Source organism: Pseudoalteromonas sp. Z9A4 (assembly GCF_011378845.1).
GTDB classification, from domain to species: domain Bacteria; phylum Pseudomonadota; class Gammaproteobacteria; order Enterobacterales; family Alteromonadaceae; genus Pseudoalteromonas; species Pseudoalteromonas arctica.
Genome location: NZ_WTLA01000034.1, coordinates 18,592 through 34,435, shown reverse-complemented (window position 1 = coordinate 34,435; position 15,844 = coordinate 18,592). Strand labels below are relative to the sequence as shown.

Sequence of the window (15,844 nt, the reverse complement as noted above, 5' to 3'; positions counted from 1 at the left end):
TTATGCCTAAAGGGCTGCCGTTTGAGCTTAAATCGTACCTTGAACTTGTTGAGCTAACAGGGCGAATAATACGAGAGGATAAACGCGGGTATATTGATAACATGAACCTACCTTTGTTAGAAAGGCTTAATATCTCCCCAGAGAACTGGTTAAAACTGACTACGCAATTTACGCGCGTATTTCATGGTGCAGTAGGCAGGCCAGCCTCACAAGCAAGTTACTGTGAAAATTTAAAGCGGAAACGGCGATCAAATATTAGCAACTGCGAAAAGCTACTCGCATAAAACTTAAGCTACTCAGTAAAACTATTCAGTAATAAATCACAACTGCATTATGCAGTTATTTTCATGCGTGTAATTTAGGTTTAATAGGGCTAATGACTTATTTAACGGATGAAATAAAGTGACCCAGTTATAAAAGATAAATTCTTAATCTGAATAGCGAATTTTTTGGCATAGTTTTGTTTGTTCAATTAAAGTGGCTGTCTAGTTTAGTCATTTAATTAAAGTGGCTGTCTAGTTTAGTCATTTAGATTACGAAGAGGGCATTAACTTGGGATGCGGTAGTCGAACGTTTTAAGTTTAAAGTGGGCGTCACTTTAAACGCAAAACATCGGCGAATTAGCATCTCTAATACACGCCGATGTTCATAACTTATTTAAGTAACTACCTTACTAATAAGGTATTAAGCCTTAGTCTTGTTTACGGTTAAGACTAATTAAACATATCGCTAAAAGTAACGTTGCAATCATGCCTGAAGCGCCAGCAACACCTGATGGCATAAATCCATCACGACCAAAGGTAATTAAAATACCATTGGCTAACATTGCAACTCCGCCTGCTAAGGCAGTAAGGCCTCCAATTACTTTGCCGCCTCTAGCGATAAAAGACAGGCCAAAAACAATGGCTGCTAATCCTAACAATAATTTAGCTGCGTAGTAAATCATGAATGACAACGAAACCACGCCACCAATTAAAGGTTGTGCGCCTTCTACAGTACCCGCTACCTTTCCAAATGTAGAAAACAAAGTAAGGCCAATGCTTACCTGCACTATGTTAAGTACTGCGCTAAACGCGATAGCCGACCAGCCTAGTTGAGCGTTTTTGGCTTGCACCATAGCTGTGCCTGCAAAGGCAACAAGTAAAGTAAATATCAGTGCTTCTAGCCCCCAAGCAACCTGTCTTGAAAAGCTGATTTCAGCACTGTAAAGGGCTGAATAAATACCCTGTGATATCGCCAATATCAACAATAACGATGCTGTAATTAGGGTGGTGCGTTTATGTGTAAATTCCATTATGGACCTCTTTTGATTTTATATTTGACGCTTTCAACAGGTGTTGCGGGTTTGAATGTATCAAACCGCTTAGTCTTTGTATTTAAATAGCGTTTATCGTTGTAGGTATAAGACAGGTAAAGCGAGTTAATTATTTCACTTAAACCTATAAAAAGTATTAATTAATAATAAATTAGCTCAGGTTATGGCTTTTAATTAAACCTAATTTTGCAAAGCCGCTTTGGTTAAGCCATGTATGCCTCTAAAACACGGTGTTTTATACCCGTTTAGTGAATTGACTTTAAATTACTAAACGGGCACACATTTTGAGCATGTGGTGAACTGGCTTATTACTTTGTTAAGATAAAAACGTAAAATGGGACCAGTCACTTAAGGCTGTGATAGTTTGTTCTGTAGGGGGCGCAACATAGATTAAACCTGCAATGGCAATAACCGACGCCAATGTAATTAGTTTATTATCGAAGTCGGCTATTTTTAAAGCAGTGCCGAAAGAGCGTTTAATAGTGACATTGCTTAAATCTACACTGTAAATTTCATCTAGCAATAAATGAATTAACCCGCCTAGTAAAATAAACCCACCCGTTAACCAGGCAAAAACGGCTGCTTGTGTGGTTGATTGGTCATTCAGTTTCCATACTACTTGAGTCGTTAATAGTGCGCATAACACTATAAATAGTAAAGAGTGGCAACTGCCTCTATGTACTGTGATCCATTCAAAAATTGGCCTAATAATATATTTCATAAACCCGTACACCAATAACGGCACTACGATTAACTCGATAAAGCTAATTGTAATAATGAGTTCGGTGGTTATGTAATGCAGTACCAGTAATACAGCGCTGAGTGCGAATAAGTTAAAAATAGTATCGAGTGATGTTGAGTTATCTGAATCTATGTCTGGTAATAAGCCGCCGATTGAGCCTAAAAACCATAACCAGAGTGCGCCCTTTAATTCAATATGTCCTGCAGATAATAAGGTGGCTGAGGTTAAGCCTGTGATGATTACGGCAGTATTAAGATGAGTATTGAAGTTTGCCATTGTATCTCTTGATAGGAAAATAGGGGGGCATTCTAACAATTGAAAAGTTTATTGTTCAATGTTCTTTAAAAATTGGGCTTAAATAACCTTGGCTCTGCTTCTAAGTCACTCTCTAGTAGCCATTTTTAGTGCTAACTGCGTTGAAAGAGCTCAATTAACCATCTTACTTTTTAAACTCGTCATAAAATGCAATTTGCCCTCGGCCTGTTTCTTTTACGTGGTAGAGCATTTTGTCACCATTGATCATTAATTCGAGTAGCTCTTCACCATCATTAGGGCCGACTGCAATACCAATACTTGCACCCACTGCGCATGTTTTATTTTGTGAAATATAAATGTCTTGTTGTAACTCGTTTAGCAAAGCGATTGATTGCTCACGCGATGCTGCTTTGTTGTAGGTATTAACCTGCCTTGCAACTATAAACTCGTCACCGCCTAGGCGGATACATATGTCGGTTTCTTGGTTAAAGTGCTTTTTAAATCGATGTGCTATTTCAATAAGTACTTTATCACCGGCTTCGTGGCCGTAGGTGTCGTTAATGGGTTTAAACTTATCTAAATCAATCATCATTAGTACTAGGTGCTGATTGTGTTTAATGCACTCGCGCAGTGCTTTTTTAAGGCGTTTTTCGCCGGCTCGACGGTTAAGTAGGTCGGTAAGTGGGTCGTGATCGGCTTCAAAGCGGGTTTGAAATTCGCGTTCGGCGCGCTCAGTTACATCATGTAAAATTACTTCAACGAAATGTTCTTGATGAGCGCTTCGCTTTGTTTCACGTTGCTCTGTTAGTCTTACAAATAAGCAGTGCAACCAAATGGTTTTATAGCCCACTTTGCACTCTATATCTAGGGTTGCTTGTGGTGGGTTTTTATCACAACGAATATCTGCAAGCAGGCTTTGTAATTCATCAACGTTATTTAATAGAGCAGGAAAGTGCAAGGATGATAATTCTTCTTCGCCGGGTACGGTAAAGTAATGTTTAAACGCGGGATTAAAGGTGGTGATAATATTTTTGTCATCTAATAAACAAATACCGGCGCTGGCTTGTTCAAAAATAAGTCTAAATTTAGCTTCTAGTTCTTGAGTTTTTTTACGAAGGGATTGCTCATTACTAATGGTTAACTTTAACTCATGCATTAAGGCATTTATACCTTGCGTTAGCCTGCTTATTTCGTCTCGCTTACCTTGCTTAAACTCTAGCATTGTCATGGTTTCGGGATTGGTAGGATCAATTGTCGCAAAGCTGTCTGTTAGGTTTTGAATAGGCTGAGTGAGCCATTTGCGTACAACCAGCGACACAAAAAAAGCGATGACGATTGATTGAATCAGCATTAAAATAAATTCTTTTATAAGTGATGACTGTGCTTGTTGTTCAATAAAGTTATCGTCGGGGTATATGGCCAGCACACCTATAAAAGTGTCTTCTATAAAGGGGTGAACTAATTTAATTAAAACAGCTTCTTTTTTCTTGTTAGTAGAGCCACTTGCAATAAATAAATCCATTTCTCCTTTTGGGTTTACTTCTCCTTCTAAGCTTGCGCCTTGCACTAAATCATTACTTAGCAAGCCATTAATAATTTCTTGGCTTAATTCACGGTCGTTTAGGTAGGCTGCTATGGCGGCTGTTTTTCCCATTGTTTGAGCTAACTGCTGCACGAGTAGGTAATTGGTGTTTTTCTTTTCTTTAAGACCCGAGTAATAAGAAAGTGTTGACGATACTAATGTAACTACAATGGCGACAATAGCGATTGATAGAGCAACGCGTACGTAGAGTGCTTGGCTAATTTTTATCAAATGTGTATACCACTTTTACTGCGTCTGTAACTTGCGATTGAGGAATATAACCAATTGCAAATTGTGACGCAGCGATTTTGTTTAACGCATCTTCAACGGATGTTGATGGTGAAGGGGGCTTTGCGCGCCCTGAAAATAATAACCTTGCCCAATAAGCATTAATTTTTTGCTCATTTTTATTGACCAGTTGCAGGTAAAAATCATTTTTTAATGTTGATTGCGCCGGTAAATCAAGTGGCTTAGAGGTTTCACCATCAGGAAACGTTAAATAGCGACCCATATAAATATCAATAACTTCGCGTTTAGATAAAGCGTTAATTGTATTGTTTTTATTTACCACCACTACAAACTCTGTAGATTTGGCATTAACACTAACAAGAATCAGGCAAAGCGGCAGCAACACATAAAGGAGTGAGTTACGATAGCTCATCATTGTTAAAACACCATACTAGCGTTCAAACTTAGCATATGTACTTTGTGGCCTTTGTCTACATCGGCAGGATTACTAAGACTCCATAAACCCGCGCCTTCGGGCTTTATATCAAAGCGGTCTAGTTGAGCTTTTAGCGCTAATCGCTCCGACAGTTGCCATTTTACACCTATGTTAATTGAATGCTGATGAACATAAGGCACCTTAATAGCAGCCTGTGTTGCAAGTGCTAGCTGTTGTATTGGCTCTGAAATTTGATCGGGTATGCCTGGTGAAAAAACAGGTTCGTTTACTTGTATAACATCGTGACGATTTTTTGCTGCTGAAAAGCTAGTGTAAAATATTGCATTATTTACCCTATAACCAGCGCTAATATAAGTGCTGAATACTGATGGAGCTATTATCCAATCGGATTCCGAAATACCTACTTCAGATTGAATAAGCCAATTATTATGATCGTAGGTTAGTCCAAACGCTGCGTATTCTATACTGTGGCCTTTGGTATTAAATTTGTTAGATATCGTTTGTGCTTGTGGCCATATACTTTGTGGTACTGCGTCTAGTAAGGCTAAAAACTCATCTAATGAGGTTAGCGTATAGTCACCAAAATCAGATTTAGATAAAGAGAAACGTGCGGTCCATGCATCTAGAGAATAGGTGGCACTAAAGGTGGTTAAATTATCAAAATCAATAAAAAAGTCGTCATTATAGGCTTTTAACTTTGCTGTAGAGCTTCCATATGCGAGCTTTAAGCGTAAAAAACCTTCATCAATGGCTTTACTGTATTCAATATCCACACCGTCGTAATTTCCTGCAATGTTTGCAAAAGAGTAGTATTCATGAGGAGGGCGGATCCACAAATAGGCGTATCCTACATAAGGATATTCAGAGAGTAAGTAAAGATCGCTGTTTAGCCTGCCAGCACGAATAGCCCAATGTCGCGAGGGGCGATAACGAACAAAAGCGAGTTCTAAAAAATTATCAAGACTTTTGAAGGTATGATCTTGTACTACTACTTGAACCACAGAGTCCCAATTTTTTGAGAGCGATATATTAGCTTGCCCACCTAAAATTGAATCACGCGTTGCTGAAAAGCCTGTATCGTTTTCGTTTAAATAATTTGATGCAAAGCCGATATCTGAATCGTCAGTGTAACTGAGTGTTAAAGATGCAAAACCACTAAATTGCACGTCTACTTCATTTGCATCGCTTTTATTAGCAGCAGAAATTACCAATATGGCTATGGCAATTGTACCTCGGAACAACATGTTAGCGCTTATTTTTATGATATGGATATTTAAAAGATAGCACATTTTTTTAAATTACCAACTTACTCAACATAAGATTTTACCAAATGCGTTAGCATGGCAAAGCTAAAAAATTTCACTCCTTATGCTTGGTTTTTAATTTACGTTAAATTGTAAATTAAAAACATAACATCATCCTAAATTCTATGTGTAAGGGGTTATTTTAAGTTGCTTTAATTTTACCTCCCAAAGTAATAACTTATTAACTAAGTAACCATAATTATCTTATTTGTTAATTATAGTGATGTTATATTGTTGCAATTAGCGTTTGATATAGTATAACATTCACACCTATCTAATTTCCCTAAATAGAGTTTGAGTGTGACAACACCTACCGCGATTAATAAAACACCAACAATTGCCCCTAAAACTTTTGATAAACAACTTAGCAATGCAGGCGCCGTCCTAAGTGATGCGATGATTGAAGTGAGTTCTTTAAATTTTAGTATTAAAAATAACGCTATTTTAAAAAACTTAAGCTTTAGTGTGGCTGCAGGTGAGGTTTATGCGCTACTTGGTGGTAATGGTGCGGGTAAATCAACCACGTTAAAAACGTTACTTGGGTTTAATAAACCAACCGAAGGCTCTGTAAAAGTAGCGGGTAAAGAGGTGAGTAAAGCGCTTGATTTTGTGCGAGGTAAAACAGCGTATTTGCCAGAGTCGGCTACGTTATATCCGCATTTAACTGCTCGCGAAAATATTGAATATTTTTTATCACTCGCTGATATTAAAAAATCAGATGAGCAAATTAACGCGGCTTTTAATCGTGTTGCACTGCAACACGATGCGTGGGATCGCCACATGCAAACTTATTCAAAAGGTATGAGGCAAAAAACAGCAATTGCACTTGCGATACTGCGTGAAGCACCCATTTTTTTACTTGATGAGCCAACCTCTGGCCTTGATCCTGTTGCTATTGATGAATTTAATCAACTTGTACGTGAACTTGCATTAACTGGTGCGACTATTTTAATGGTTACCCACGATGTATACGGTGCCTGCCAAGTCGCTAATCGAATTGGTTTACTTAAAAACGGTGAGCTGGTGGGTGAGTTTGATGCGCCCCAAAGTGGGCGTATTGATACCGAGCAAGTACACGCTGCGTTTGGGCATCACGCTAAAAGAGGTGCTTAATGAGTATAAATAACTTTTCAAAGGTGGTGATTGTTGCCAAAGATGAGTGGCGTTATTGGCTACGCTCAAAAATAGCAATGACCGTGCTTGCTATAGGTTTGGTGCTCACGCTTGCTTCGGTAATTGTAACGGCTATTACCATGATGGAGCTAAGCCATACTCGCCATGAGTTACAAACAACAAGCGATAAAAGCTTTGTTGATCAACCCGACCGCCATCCACACAGAATGGTGCATTACGGGCATTATGCGTTTAGAACGCCTTCGCCACTTAGTACGCTAGACCCTGGTATTGACGCTTATACAGGCAACTCTATATTTTTAGAAGGGCACAGACAAAACAGCGCAATGTTTGCAGATAGTCGCCAAGGGACTGCATTAACTAAATTAGGCAGTTTAACGCCTGCATTTATTGTGCAAACACTCGCACCGTTATTATTAATATTAATTGGCTACAGCGGTATTAGCCGAGAGCGCGAATTGCAAACGCTTTCGTATTTGTTATCGCAAGGTACATCGGGTGTAACGCTAATTGCAGGTAAAGGATTGGCGCTACTTTCTGTTGTAGGCTTAATTTTAACTCCGCTTACGGTATCGGCTTTATTTACGGTTGCTGCGGGCGAAAGCTTACTGGCAGTTGTAAGTTTTGTTGTTGGCTACGCTTTATATTTAACTGTGTGGGTATTACTGATTTTACTGGCATCGAGCGTGTTTAGTAAAAACAGTGGCAGCTTTACCGCACTTGCCTTTGTGTGGATTTTACTGTGTATTGTTATGCCACGCGTAGCAAGTACCAGTGCCTCAACGGCTGTGCCATCTGCCGGTAAAATAGAAACAGACTTTGCTGTAAAAGCACAACTTAGAAAATTAGGCGACGGCCATAACGCAAACGACCCTGCCTTTATGCAATTTAAACAATCACTTCTTAAAAAGTACAACGTTAAAAGTATAGATGAACTACCGATTAATTTTAGAGGATTAGTAGCCAGCGAATCTGAAGCAAAATTGACTAACGTATTAAACAAATTTGCCGAGCAACGTATGCAAGCTGAGCTTAAACAAACGAAGGTATCTCGTTATTTTGGTTGGGTTTCACCTATGGTGGCTATTCGGTCGTTATCGATGATTGTAGTAGGAACGAGTATTGAAACTCATCACCGCTTTTTGCGTGAAACCGAACAGTTGCGTTTTGATTTTGTGCAAGGGCTTAACAAAGTTCATGTAGAAAAGCTTAGCTACCAAGACGATATGAACCGCAATGCCAGTACCGAAGCGACTAAGCAAGCTCGTGTAAGTGCACAAAATTGGCAAGTACTGCAAAACTTTACTTTTAATATAGATAACGCACAAGTGAGAGCGCAGCGAAGTATCCCTGCATTTTTACAGTTATTTCTTTGGATTGCAGTGCTGTTAGGCGGTATTAAATTTGTAGGGAAGCGTTTGTTATGAGTTATGTATTTTCACAGCTAATTCGTGAATGGCGTTTTTTACTTCGCCAAAAATATTTAGTGATATTACTAGCATGTACATTTGCTATATCAGGGTTTGCAGTTTTCAGCGGCCTTAGTGAAGTAAGCCAGCAACAACATACTATTGAGCGTTTAAAAACGGCTGATTTAACTGAATTAGCTAACGTACAAAATAAATACAGTGATGCTGGTTCGCTTGCCTATTACAGCTTTCATTTAACGTATTCAGCACCTTCAAATTTAGCGTTTGCTGCTTTAGGCGAGCGCGATATTTATCCGTGGAAACACCGCTTAAATTTACTTGCCCTAGAGAGGCAAATTTACGAGAGCGATTCACAAAACGCAGAGCTAGCGCAGGCAGGTAAAATTGATTTTGTATTTGTAATTAGTGCATTAGCACCGCTGATAGTTATTTTACTATTTCATGATTTATTTGCTAATGAGCGAACAAGCGCCAGACATGACTTATTAGTGACTACGGCTAAGTCGTACTTTGCATTATGGGGGGCGCGTATAGCTGTAAGGTTAATAGCAGTAATAGTGTGTTTAATGTTGCCATTTTATGTAGGTACATTGCTTAGTCATTCGGCCCTTGCTGATGTGGGGTTTGTTACTTTTATATGTGTAATTTACATTGCGTTTTGGACTTTGCTTAGTGTGTGGTGGGGCAAAAATGCCAACAGTGCGCCGCGTGTTGCTTCAACATTAATCGGTTTTTGGGTGTTAGTTGCCTTTATTATTCCTATTTTAGGCGATTTAGTTATAAACAAAACGGTTCACTCACCAAAGGGCGGCGACATTGTGCTTACTCAGCGTGAGGCGGTTAACGATGCATGGGACTTGCCAAAGAAAACCACAATGGATGCTTTTGTAGCATCAAATCCACAGTGGAAAGATCATGTTGATATGCAAAGCGAGTTTGAGTGGAAATGGTATTACGCATTTCAGCAAGTTGGAGACGAAAAAGCAGGTGAACTTTCACATGCTTATCGTGATGCAGCGCATACAAAGTATCAACTAGCGGGGATTGTATCGTGGTTTTCACCACCACTATTGCTACAACGCAGTTTTACCCGACTGGCGAGCACTGATGCTTTAGCTGCATTTAGATATGAATACCGTATGCGAGGATTTCATAAAAGTTTAAGGGAGTTTTACTACCCTTGGCTGTTTATAAAAGGCAATCCACCTAAAGCTGCGCTTAAGAGTATGCCTAGCTTTAAAAAAACAATGCTTAATGAAACGGATGAGCCTGACGTTACAGGCGTTAAGCTAAAAGAAAATTTATGAGTCAACTAATTAACAAGGTTTATAATGAATACCAATAAAAATGGGCTAAAGCTCAGCTATTTAAGCGCATGCTTAGTCAGTTTGTTTAGCAGCCACGCTATGGCTGCTGAACAAACCCCAAAGGATGACAGCGTAAATAATAGCTCTATAGAAAGATTGGCAGTGATTGGCTCGCGCCAAGCTTATCAAGGCAATTTTAGCCCTTTAGAAACTCCGCAATCAGAATTAAAAATAGATTTAGAAGCGCTTGAAAACGCAGGTGCGATAAATTTAAATCAAGCGCTTGATTTATCGGCATCGGTAGCGCGTCAAAATAACTTTGGCGGGCTTTGGAATAGCTTTGCGCTACGTGGCTTTGTAGGCGATGAAAACTTGCCAAGCAATTACCTTGTCAATGGGTTTAATGCTGGGCGTGGCTTTGGTGGCTCACGTGATTTGTCGGGTATTGAATCGGTTGAGGTGTTAAAAGGTCCACGTGCTGCTTTATTTGGCTGTGGTGAACCTGGCGGTACTGTAAATCTCGTTACTAAGCGCCCAACGTTTGATACAAGCGGCGAGCTAAAGCTAAGCGTAGGCAGCTTTGATACCTACCGCGCTGATGTAGATTACACCACGCCCCTTAGCGACGACGTAGCAATTAGACTGGTTGGTTTTTATGAAGACGCAAAAAGCTTTCGCGATACAATAGAGACAACTAAACAAGGCTTTAGCCCATCAATAACATGGAATATTAATGATAATAGCCAGCTAATATATGAGCTTGAATACAGCGACCAAGAGGTCCCTTTTGATAGAGGCGTATTAGCCATAGATGGCGAACTTGGTTTAATACCAGAGAGCCGCTTTTTAGGTGAGCCAGGTGATGGCCCAATAGAGGCTGATGTACTTGGCCATCAATTAGAGTTTATTCATGACTTTAATGATAATTGGAGCGTATTGCTGGGCGCTAACTACCGTGATACCTCACTTGAAGGGTTTGCTACCGAAACTGGTTTTGATGACGTGATTGATGGCGAAGTAAATCGCTTTAGGCGCTACCGTGATTACAATGCAAAATATCAGGTATTTAGAGCAGAGGTGACAGGTAGTTTAGAGGTTGCAGGGTTGGATCACCGTTTAATAATTGGTGTTGATTCTGATAAGTTCGAAAATGATCAATTTGTTCTTCGTGTACGTGGCGATCAGTATATAAATGTTTTTAATCCTGTATATGGAGCATATGAGTTACCTACGCCAACGGCCAATACCGATAAGTTAGAAGTACAGGAGTCGTTAGGTGTATTTATACAAGACCAAATAAGCCTAACCGATAAGCTTGATGTACGTATTGGTATACGTTTTGATGACTACCAAAAAACACTTAATAATCGTTTAGCTGACACGCAATCAAAACAAAATGAGTCACGTGTTAGCCCCCAGTTAGGTGTTGTGTATGAGGCGAGCGAGTTTGTATCTGTTTATGCCGCTTATGGCGAAAACTTTAGGCCTTTATCAGGCACTGATACAAATGGCGATGGGTTTGAACCAAATCAATCTACTTCAACAGAGTTGGGAGTTAAATTTACTTTAAACGATGGCGCTTTATTTGGCACTATCGCGATGTTTAAAGTAGAGCAAGACAACATGCTGGTGGTTGACGATCCCACTGCATTTACTTTTGCTGCAATAGGCGAAGCACAAAGCAAAGGCATAGAAATTGATATAAACGGTGAGCTAACGGATGATGTAAGCCTTTGGTTATCGTATGCGTATGTTGATGCAACTATTGAAAACTCATTTTTTGATGCTAACTTTGGCTATACCGTTGAAGCGGGCAGTTCTTTATTAAATATTCCTAAACATCAACTTAGTTTACAGCTTGTTAAATCAGCCGAGTTATATGGCAAAGCAATTAAATTTGGCGCAGGTTTAGTTTATGTAGACTCTCGAAACGGTTTTTTTGGTACCGACTTTGAGCTACCAAGCTATGCAACAGCGCGTACTTTTATAGATATTGATGTAACTAAGGCAATTGGCTTGCGTGCAGAAGTAGATAACCTGTTTGATGAGACCTATTACACTAACTCATTTGCTGATGCCTGGGTTCAACCGGGCACACCCAGAAGTGTAAGGCTATCTGCAACGTATAAGTTTTAAACGTAAACTAAAACGATACTAACAAAAAGGCTGCTTAAATTAAGCAGCCTTTTTGTTAGTTAAAAACTTAGTTAAAAACTCGATTAAAACGGTGCATAGCCGTCGTTCGTCTTTTTAGGGTTAATCCAGCGCTGTTTAGCATTAATAGGAATGCGTGGTGCACCTTGTGCTGGTAATCGCCCGCGTTCTCCATACAACCACAAAACAAAATTAGTTCGCTCACCACTGGTAATAGGCTTTGCTGCGTGTGCAATATTGCCACGATGTAACATGGCAGTGCCGGGCTTAAACGTAAGTGATTTAATGTCGCCTGTGTACGGGTGATAAAAGTCAACTTCTGACCCTGTAAACTCTTCGCCTGGTAAGTTTAAGTTAATATTAAGCGTTACGGCCGATGCATCGGTATGTGGGCGAATTGACGAATCTGTGTTTGGCTCATAATAAATAGAAAAACCAAACGTTTGTGTATCAAACCCCGTAACCTCCGGGAACAACATACGCGAAATAGGGCGCATATAAGTGTTTAGTATTTCGTTATAAAACGCTTGAAAGCTTGGCGCTGCTAAATAACCTTCTGATCGGCTATCAAGCATGGCACCACGGCGATTTAACACTATGCCATATGGTGGGCGCATAGGAATTTGCGAATTCCATACTTGTTCTAAATACCCGCGTAATACGGCAAGGCGCTCTGGATCAAAAAATTGAAATTGAAATACATCAGGCGCTACTTCGTGTAATAACGCTTTTACGGCCAGCTCTTTTGATGGATCTTCCCATGCTTGCTTTACTGCTTCACGTAGGTTTTTATCAAGTAGTGTGTCGTCAAGCGTAAACGTTGAGCCATCTATTGATGTTGTTTCCCATTCGCTCCACGCGTTTGTAATTAGGTCGGTGTTGCTATTCCAAAAGTGTTGTACTGCTGGTTCACGGTAAAGCATGGCTTGGCGTGTAGGTAACTCTAGAGCACGCGCTAGCTGTAATTGATTGGCAAACATTTTGTGTAACTCCAGTTGTTGAATTTGGTTTATATCAATCTAGGAGTGCAATTTATTGCATTTGATTCAGTAGATAAACAGCCTGCTTTAGGAAACAGAATATACTATTTATTGATAATGAAGATTTGTATACTTTTTGAAGCAGAGAAAGCTAGCTTTGTAGATATGTAAAAGGCTGCACAATACGCAGCCTTTTGTTGGTGTAATTTAAGTTGCTTAATAAATACTAGTGGGTTGCTCTGTCGCCCCAAATATCTTCTAGGCGGCTGTCGCGACCACAACGCCAACGATAGGTGTTGTATCGGATTGGGTTGTTTTTGTAATAATCTTGGTGAAAGCTTTCCCTCCCTTTAATAGGGTAAAAGGTACTTGCGTTTAGTATAGGTGTAACCACAGTTTGATTAGGAAACTCGGCAACTACTGCTGCTTTTGTTTTTTCAGCTAATTTACGTTGTTCGTCGTTTTGTGCAAATATAGCGCTTAAGTAACTAGGGCCTTTATCGCAAAACTGGCCTTTGGCATCAAAGGGATCAATATTAACCCAGTAATGATCAAGTATACCTTGATAGCTTACTATGGCTGGGTCGTAAGTAATTTCTACAGCCTCGTAATGGCCTTTATGATTACCATTGTATGTCGGGTTTTTAAGTTTGCCGCCAGTAAAGCCCGATATTACATCGGTTACGCCTTCTAGCTTTTCAAAGTCACTTTCCATACACCAAAAACAACCTCCAGCTAGAACGGCTTTTTCGGTTTTAGCTGCATGAGTAAATGTGCTAAATAATATTGCGGCAGATGTTAATGCGAGTGCGAGTGATTTTTTCATAAAATTATCCACCTGAAGTGTGAGTTTAAATACTTATGAAGTTAGACCCGCTAAGTGCTAATACTATTTCATTGTAGAGGCATAGTTTTAGCTGGCTAACTTATATATGGTGCAAACTAATGTGCTTAAGATGTTTTATAAACGTAAAGCAGGTATTTAGATCACTTTTTAGTTAGTAGCATGGTTTAATTGGGTTAGCCAAATAAGCGTTATTTAATGGGGTGTTGAATTATGCTGGCTTGTTCATTAAAGTGACAACATTCGAGATATAAATTAGCAGGTGATAAATGAACCAGTTAACTGAAAAATCAATAAGCTGCCCCTATTGTGGAGAAAGTATTGAAGTATTACTTGATGCAGCAGATATTGATGAGCAATACATAGAAGACTGCCAAGTATGCTGTAAGCCTATTTCGTTTGTAGTATTTGAAGATGAGGACGAGTTAAACGTTAATGTTTACAGTGAAGACGAAGCATTTTAACTCGTTAATTAGATATTAGGCTGCAAAATTGCAGCCTTTTTATTGTGTATGTGTTTGGTTAGCTATTTTGCTCACGCGCTAATTGGTTAGGAAGAAGTTCTTCTACTATTTCGCGTGCTGGAAGTGTATAGCGTGTGCCGTCAAACATTACTGAGGTAAACTCGTTAATATTAGTAATGCCTGTTAAGGTCCAGCCTTCGCCGCGCTTTGGGCAATATACTGTGGTAGTGGGTTGTATTACTTGAAAATCGTCACTCATTACGTTCTCTTACTCTTTTTGCTTTAAAGATAATGCTTGTTAATGGGGTATGGTAAGTTAATAATGCCTGCCCATAAAGAGCTAATTTAACTAACCACTTAAATAAAATGTTTAATACCACAAAGCTTGAACGCGTTACGCTGCGTTTAATTACCCACAAACACGCTGCGTGTTTATTTAATATTTTAAACCACCCGCATGTGTCAGAATTTAACGACTACGAAACACCGCTCAGCAAAACACAAATCAAACAATTAATACAAGATGATATTAGTGCCTATTACGAAGGTGAAGTGATTAGAGTTGCAATTGAACATAATATATCTGGAAAGTTAATGGGTACTTGTGGGCTTTATAATTTAACGCCGTGTAAAAGTAGTGCGTTTATAGGATTTGAGCTGCACCCCGACTTTTGGGATAAAGGCGTAATGTTTGAAGTAGTCACTGGTTTTATTGAAACGCTACTTAAGCATGTTCCGCTTAAACATTTATCGGCTGAGGTGAGTGCACACAATGCACGTTCCCATAATTTACTTATTAAGTTAGGTTTTAGCTTAAGAGAAAATTCTATTTGGCATAAATCACTTTAACTCAATACTACAATTATAAGTGCTTATCTTTTTTCAATCCTGAAAGGTCAACGCCTCCAAGTGTAAATAAAATACAAAAAATAACGGCTTTCTATTATAGTTAAGCATAAGCAAATGAATTTGTTACCCGTGTTTTATTAAATATTTACGCTTAACAAGGATTTTATATGCTAGAAAAACTATCTCAAGATGCGCTTGTTATTTGGGCTACCATTGACCCAATAGGCACTATGGCGCTGTTTGCTGCGCTTACTTCTCATTTAACAGATCAACAACGTCGTAAAACAGCCTTTAAAACGGTCCTTTATGCTGGTTGCGTACTATTGGGTTCTATTTTAATAGGGCAGCTAATACTTAATGCGATGGGAATTAGGTTGGTGTCGTTTCAGTTAGGGGGCGGAATTATATTGTTTTTGTTTGGCCTGCAAATGATATTTGGAAACGATTCTAACAAAGCTAAACAAGACCCCGATCACGATATAGCAGTGTTTCCGCTAGCTATACCAGCAACTGCGACCCCTGGCGCTATTTTGGCGGTGATACTACTTACCGACAACCACATACACCCAATTACTACTCAGATAGGCACAGCGCTTGTTACACTTGGTGTGTTGGGTATTACTTTAATACTGTTGCTGCTTTCGGGTAAAATAATTAAGCTTATTGGTACTGGCGGCGCGTCTATTTTAACGCGTGTGATGGGGATGATTTTAGCCGCATTTTCGGTTGAGCTTATTATGACCGCGCTTGAAATAAAACAATGGGTTAAGCTCGATTAAATAACTCTTAAACATTTGAA

The 15,844-nt window shown here is 39.3% G+C and carries 15 protein-coding genes and 1 pseudogene; 8 read left to right on the top strand and 8 right to left on the bottom strand.

What is annotated here, in order from left to right:
- Positions 1-284: pseudogene (locus GQR54_RS17715) on the top strand (transposase); the annotation flags it as partial.
- 407 nt (positions 285-691) lie between these two features.
- Here GQR54_RS17715 and GQR54_RS17710 read toward each other — a convergent pair.
- The 5 genes from GQR54_RS17710 to GQR54_RS17690 form a co-directional block, all read right to left on the bottom strand.
- Positions 692-1,294: a thiamine biosynthesis protein ThiC gene (locus tag GQR54_RS17710; RefSeq protein WP_166379339.1), complete on the bottom strand. Its 603-nt coding sequence runs from the start codon at positions 1,292-1,294 to the stop codon at positions 692-694.
- 337 nt (positions 1,295-1,631) lie between these two features.
- The gene (locus GQR54_RS17705; protein ID WP_166379337.1) at positions 1,632-2,333 is read right to left on the bottom strand and encodes a metal-dependent hydrolase; all 702 of its coding nucleotides are present in this window, start codon (positions 2,331-2,333) and stop codon (positions 1,632-1,634) included.
- Between the two features lie 163 nt (positions 2,334-2,496).
- A complete protein-coding gene (locus GQR54_RS17700) occupies positions 2,497-4,125 on the bottom strand; it encodes a sensor domain-containing diguanylate cyclase (RefSeq protein WP_166379335.1) in 1,629 nt (542 codons plus the stop codon).
- Positions 4,112-4,558, bottom strand: a complete 447-nt coding sequence (locus GQR54_RS17695) for a hypothetical protein (protein WP_166379333.1) — start codon at positions 4,556-4,558, stop codon at positions 4,112-4,114. Before GQR54_RS17695 ends, GQR54_RS17700 begins: the two co-directional genes overlap by 14 nt.
- A gap of 2 nt (positions 4,559-4,560) precedes the next feature.
- On the bottom strand, positions 4,561-5,823 hold the full coding sequence (locus GQR54_RS17690; protein WP_166379331.1) for a hypothetical protein: 1,263 nt from the start codon (positions 5,821-5,823) through the stop codon (positions 4,561-4,563).
- A gap of 360 nt (positions 5,824-6,183) precedes the next feature.
- Here GQR54_RS17690 and GQR54_RS17685 point away from each other — a divergent pair, with 360 nt between their 5' ends.
- Genes GQR54_RS17685 through GQR54_RS17670 form a run of 4 tightly spaced genes read left to right on the top strand, consistent with a single transcriptional unit; the run spans position 6,184 to position 11,890 of the window.
- A complete protein-coding gene (locus GQR54_RS17685; RefSeq protein ID WP_197193116.1) occupies positions 6,184-6,996 on the top strand; it encodes an ABC transporter ATP-binding protein in 813 nt (270 codons plus the stop codon).
- On the top strand, positions 6,996-8,444 hold the full coding sequence (locus GQR54_RS17680; protein ID WP_166379329.1) for a DUF3526 domain-containing protein: 1,449 nt from the start codon (positions 6,996-6,998) through the stop codon (positions 8,442-8,444). Before GQR54_RS17685 ends, GQR54_RS17680 begins: the two co-directional genes overlap by 1 nt.
- Complete coding sequence (locus tag GQR54_RS17675) at positions 8,441-9,754, top strand: DUF3526 domain-containing protein (protein ID WP_166379327.1); 1,314 nt, start codon at positions 8,441-8,443, stop codon at positions 9,752-9,754. The genes GQR54_RS17680 and GQR54_RS17675 overlap by 4 nt, the downstream gene beginning before the upstream one ends.
- A gap of 24 nt (positions 9,755-9,778) precedes the next feature.
- Entirely contained in the window at positions 9,779-11,890 is a 2,112-nt protein-coding gene (locus tag GQR54_RS17670; RefSeq protein WP_166379325.1) for a TonB-dependent siderophore receptor, read from the top strand.
- Between the two features lie 83 nt (positions 11,891-11,973).
- Here GQR54_RS17670 and GQR54_RS17665 read toward each other — a convergent pair whose 3' ends face one another.
- Together GQR54_RS17665 and msrA are read right to left on the bottom strand one after the other, a co-directional pair.
- Complete coding sequence (locus tag GQR54_RS17665; protein WP_166379323.1) at positions 11,974-12,888, bottom strand: 2OG-Fe(II) oxygenase family protein; 915 nt, start codon at positions 12,886-12,888, stop codon at positions 11,974-11,976.
- Positions 12,889-13,114: 226 nt separating this feature from the next.
- Positions 13,115-13,714 carry a peptide-methionine (S)-S-oxide reductase MsrA gene (gene msrA / locus GQR54_RS17660; protein ID WP_166379321.1) on the bottom strand — a complete coding sequence of 200 codons (600 nt, stop codon included), beginning with the start codon at positions 13,712-13,714 and terminating at the stop codon, positions 13,115-13,117.
- Positions 13,715-14,001: 287 nt separating this feature from the next.
- Here msrA and GQR54_RS17655 point away from each other — a divergent pair, with 287 nt between their 5' ends.
- The gene (locus GQR54_RS17655; protein ID WP_024593951.1) at positions 14,002-14,196 is read left to right on the top strand and encodes a CPXCG motif-containing cysteine-rich protein; all 195 of its coding nucleotides are present in this window, start codon (positions 14,002-14,004) and stop codon (positions 14,194-14,196) included.
- A gap of 58 nt (positions 14,197-14,254) precedes the next feature.
- Here GQR54_RS17655 and GQR54_RS17650 read toward each other — a convergent pair whose 3' ends face one another.
- On the bottom strand, positions 14,255-14,455 hold the full coding sequence (locus GQR54_RS17650; RefSeq protein ID WP_007586727.1) for a hypothetical protein: 201 nt from the start codon (positions 14,453-14,455) through the stop codon (positions 14,255-14,257).
- Between the two features lie 107 nt (positions 14,456-14,562).
- Here GQR54_RS17650 and GQR54_RS17645 point away from each other — a divergent pair, with 107 nt between their 5' ends.
- A complete protein-coding gene (locus GQR54_RS17645; RefSeq protein ID WP_166379319.1) occupies positions 14,563-15,045 on the top strand; it encodes a GNAT family N-acetyltransferase in 483 nt (160 codons plus the stop codon).
- Between the two features lie 167 nt (positions 15,046-15,212).
- Positions 15,213-15,824 carry a MarC family protein gene (locus GQR54_RS17640; protein ID WP_024593948.1) on the top strand — a complete coding sequence of 204 codons (612 nt, stop codon included), beginning with the start codon at positions 15,213-15,215 and terminating at the stop codon, positions 15,822-15,824.
- Positions 15,825-15,844 lie beyond the last annotated feature (20 nt).

Excerpts from the sequence above, each read along its gene's own strand:
- GQR54_RS17710 (WP_166379339.1), bottom strand. The coding sequence starts at position 1,294 with ATGGAATTTACACATAAACGCACCACCCTAATTACAGCATCGTTATTG.
- GQR54_RS17705 (WP_166379337.1), bottom strand. The coding sequence starts at position 2,333 with ATGGCAAACTTCAATACTCATCTTAATACTGCCGTAATCATCACAGGC.
- GQR54_RS17695 (WP_166379333.1), bottom strand. The coding sequence starts at position 4,558 with ATGATGAGCTATCGTAACTCACTCCTTTATGTGTTGCTGCCGCTTTGC.
- GQR54_RS17690 (WP_166379331.1), bottom strand. The coding sequence starts at position 5,823 with ATGTTGTTCCGAGGTACAATTGCCATAGCCATATTGGTAATTTCTGCT.
- GQR54_RS17680 (WP_166379329.1), top strand. The coding sequence starts at position 6,996 with ATGAGTATAAATAACTTTTCAAAGGTGGTGATTGTTGCCAAAGATGAG.
- GQR54_RS17675 (WP_166379327.1), top strand. The coding sequence starts at position 8,441 with ATGAGTTATGTATTTTCACAGCTAATTCGTGAATGGCGTTTTTTACTT.
- GQR54_RS17670 (WP_166379325.1), top strand. The coding sequence starts at position 9,779 with ATGAATACCAATAAAAATGGGCTAAAGCTCAGCTATTTAAGCGCATGC.
- GQR54_RS17665 (WP_166379323.1), bottom strand. The coding sequence starts at position 12,888 with ATGTTTGCCAATCAATTACAGCTAGCGCGTGCTCTAGAGTTACCTACA.
- msrA (WP_166379321.1), bottom strand. The coding sequence starts at position 13,714 with ATGAAAAAATCACTCGCACTCGCATTAACATCTGCCGCAATATTATTT.
- GQR54_RS17655 (WP_024593951.1), top strand. The coding sequence starts at position 14,002 with ATGAACCAGTTAACTGAAAAATCAATAAGCTGCCCCTATTGTGGAGAA.
- GQR54_RS17650 (WP_007586727.1), bottom strand. The coding sequence starts at position 14,455 with ATGAGTGACGATTTTCAAGTAATACAACCCACTACCACAGTATATTGC.
- GQR54_RS17645 (WP_166379319.1), top strand. The coding sequence starts at position 14,563 with ATGTTTAATACCACAAAGCTTGAACGCGTTACGCTGCGTTTAATTACC.
- GQR54_RS17640 (WP_024593948.1), top strand. The coding sequence starts at position 15,213 with ATGCTAGAAAAACTATCTCAAGATGCGCTTGTTATTTGGGCTACCATT.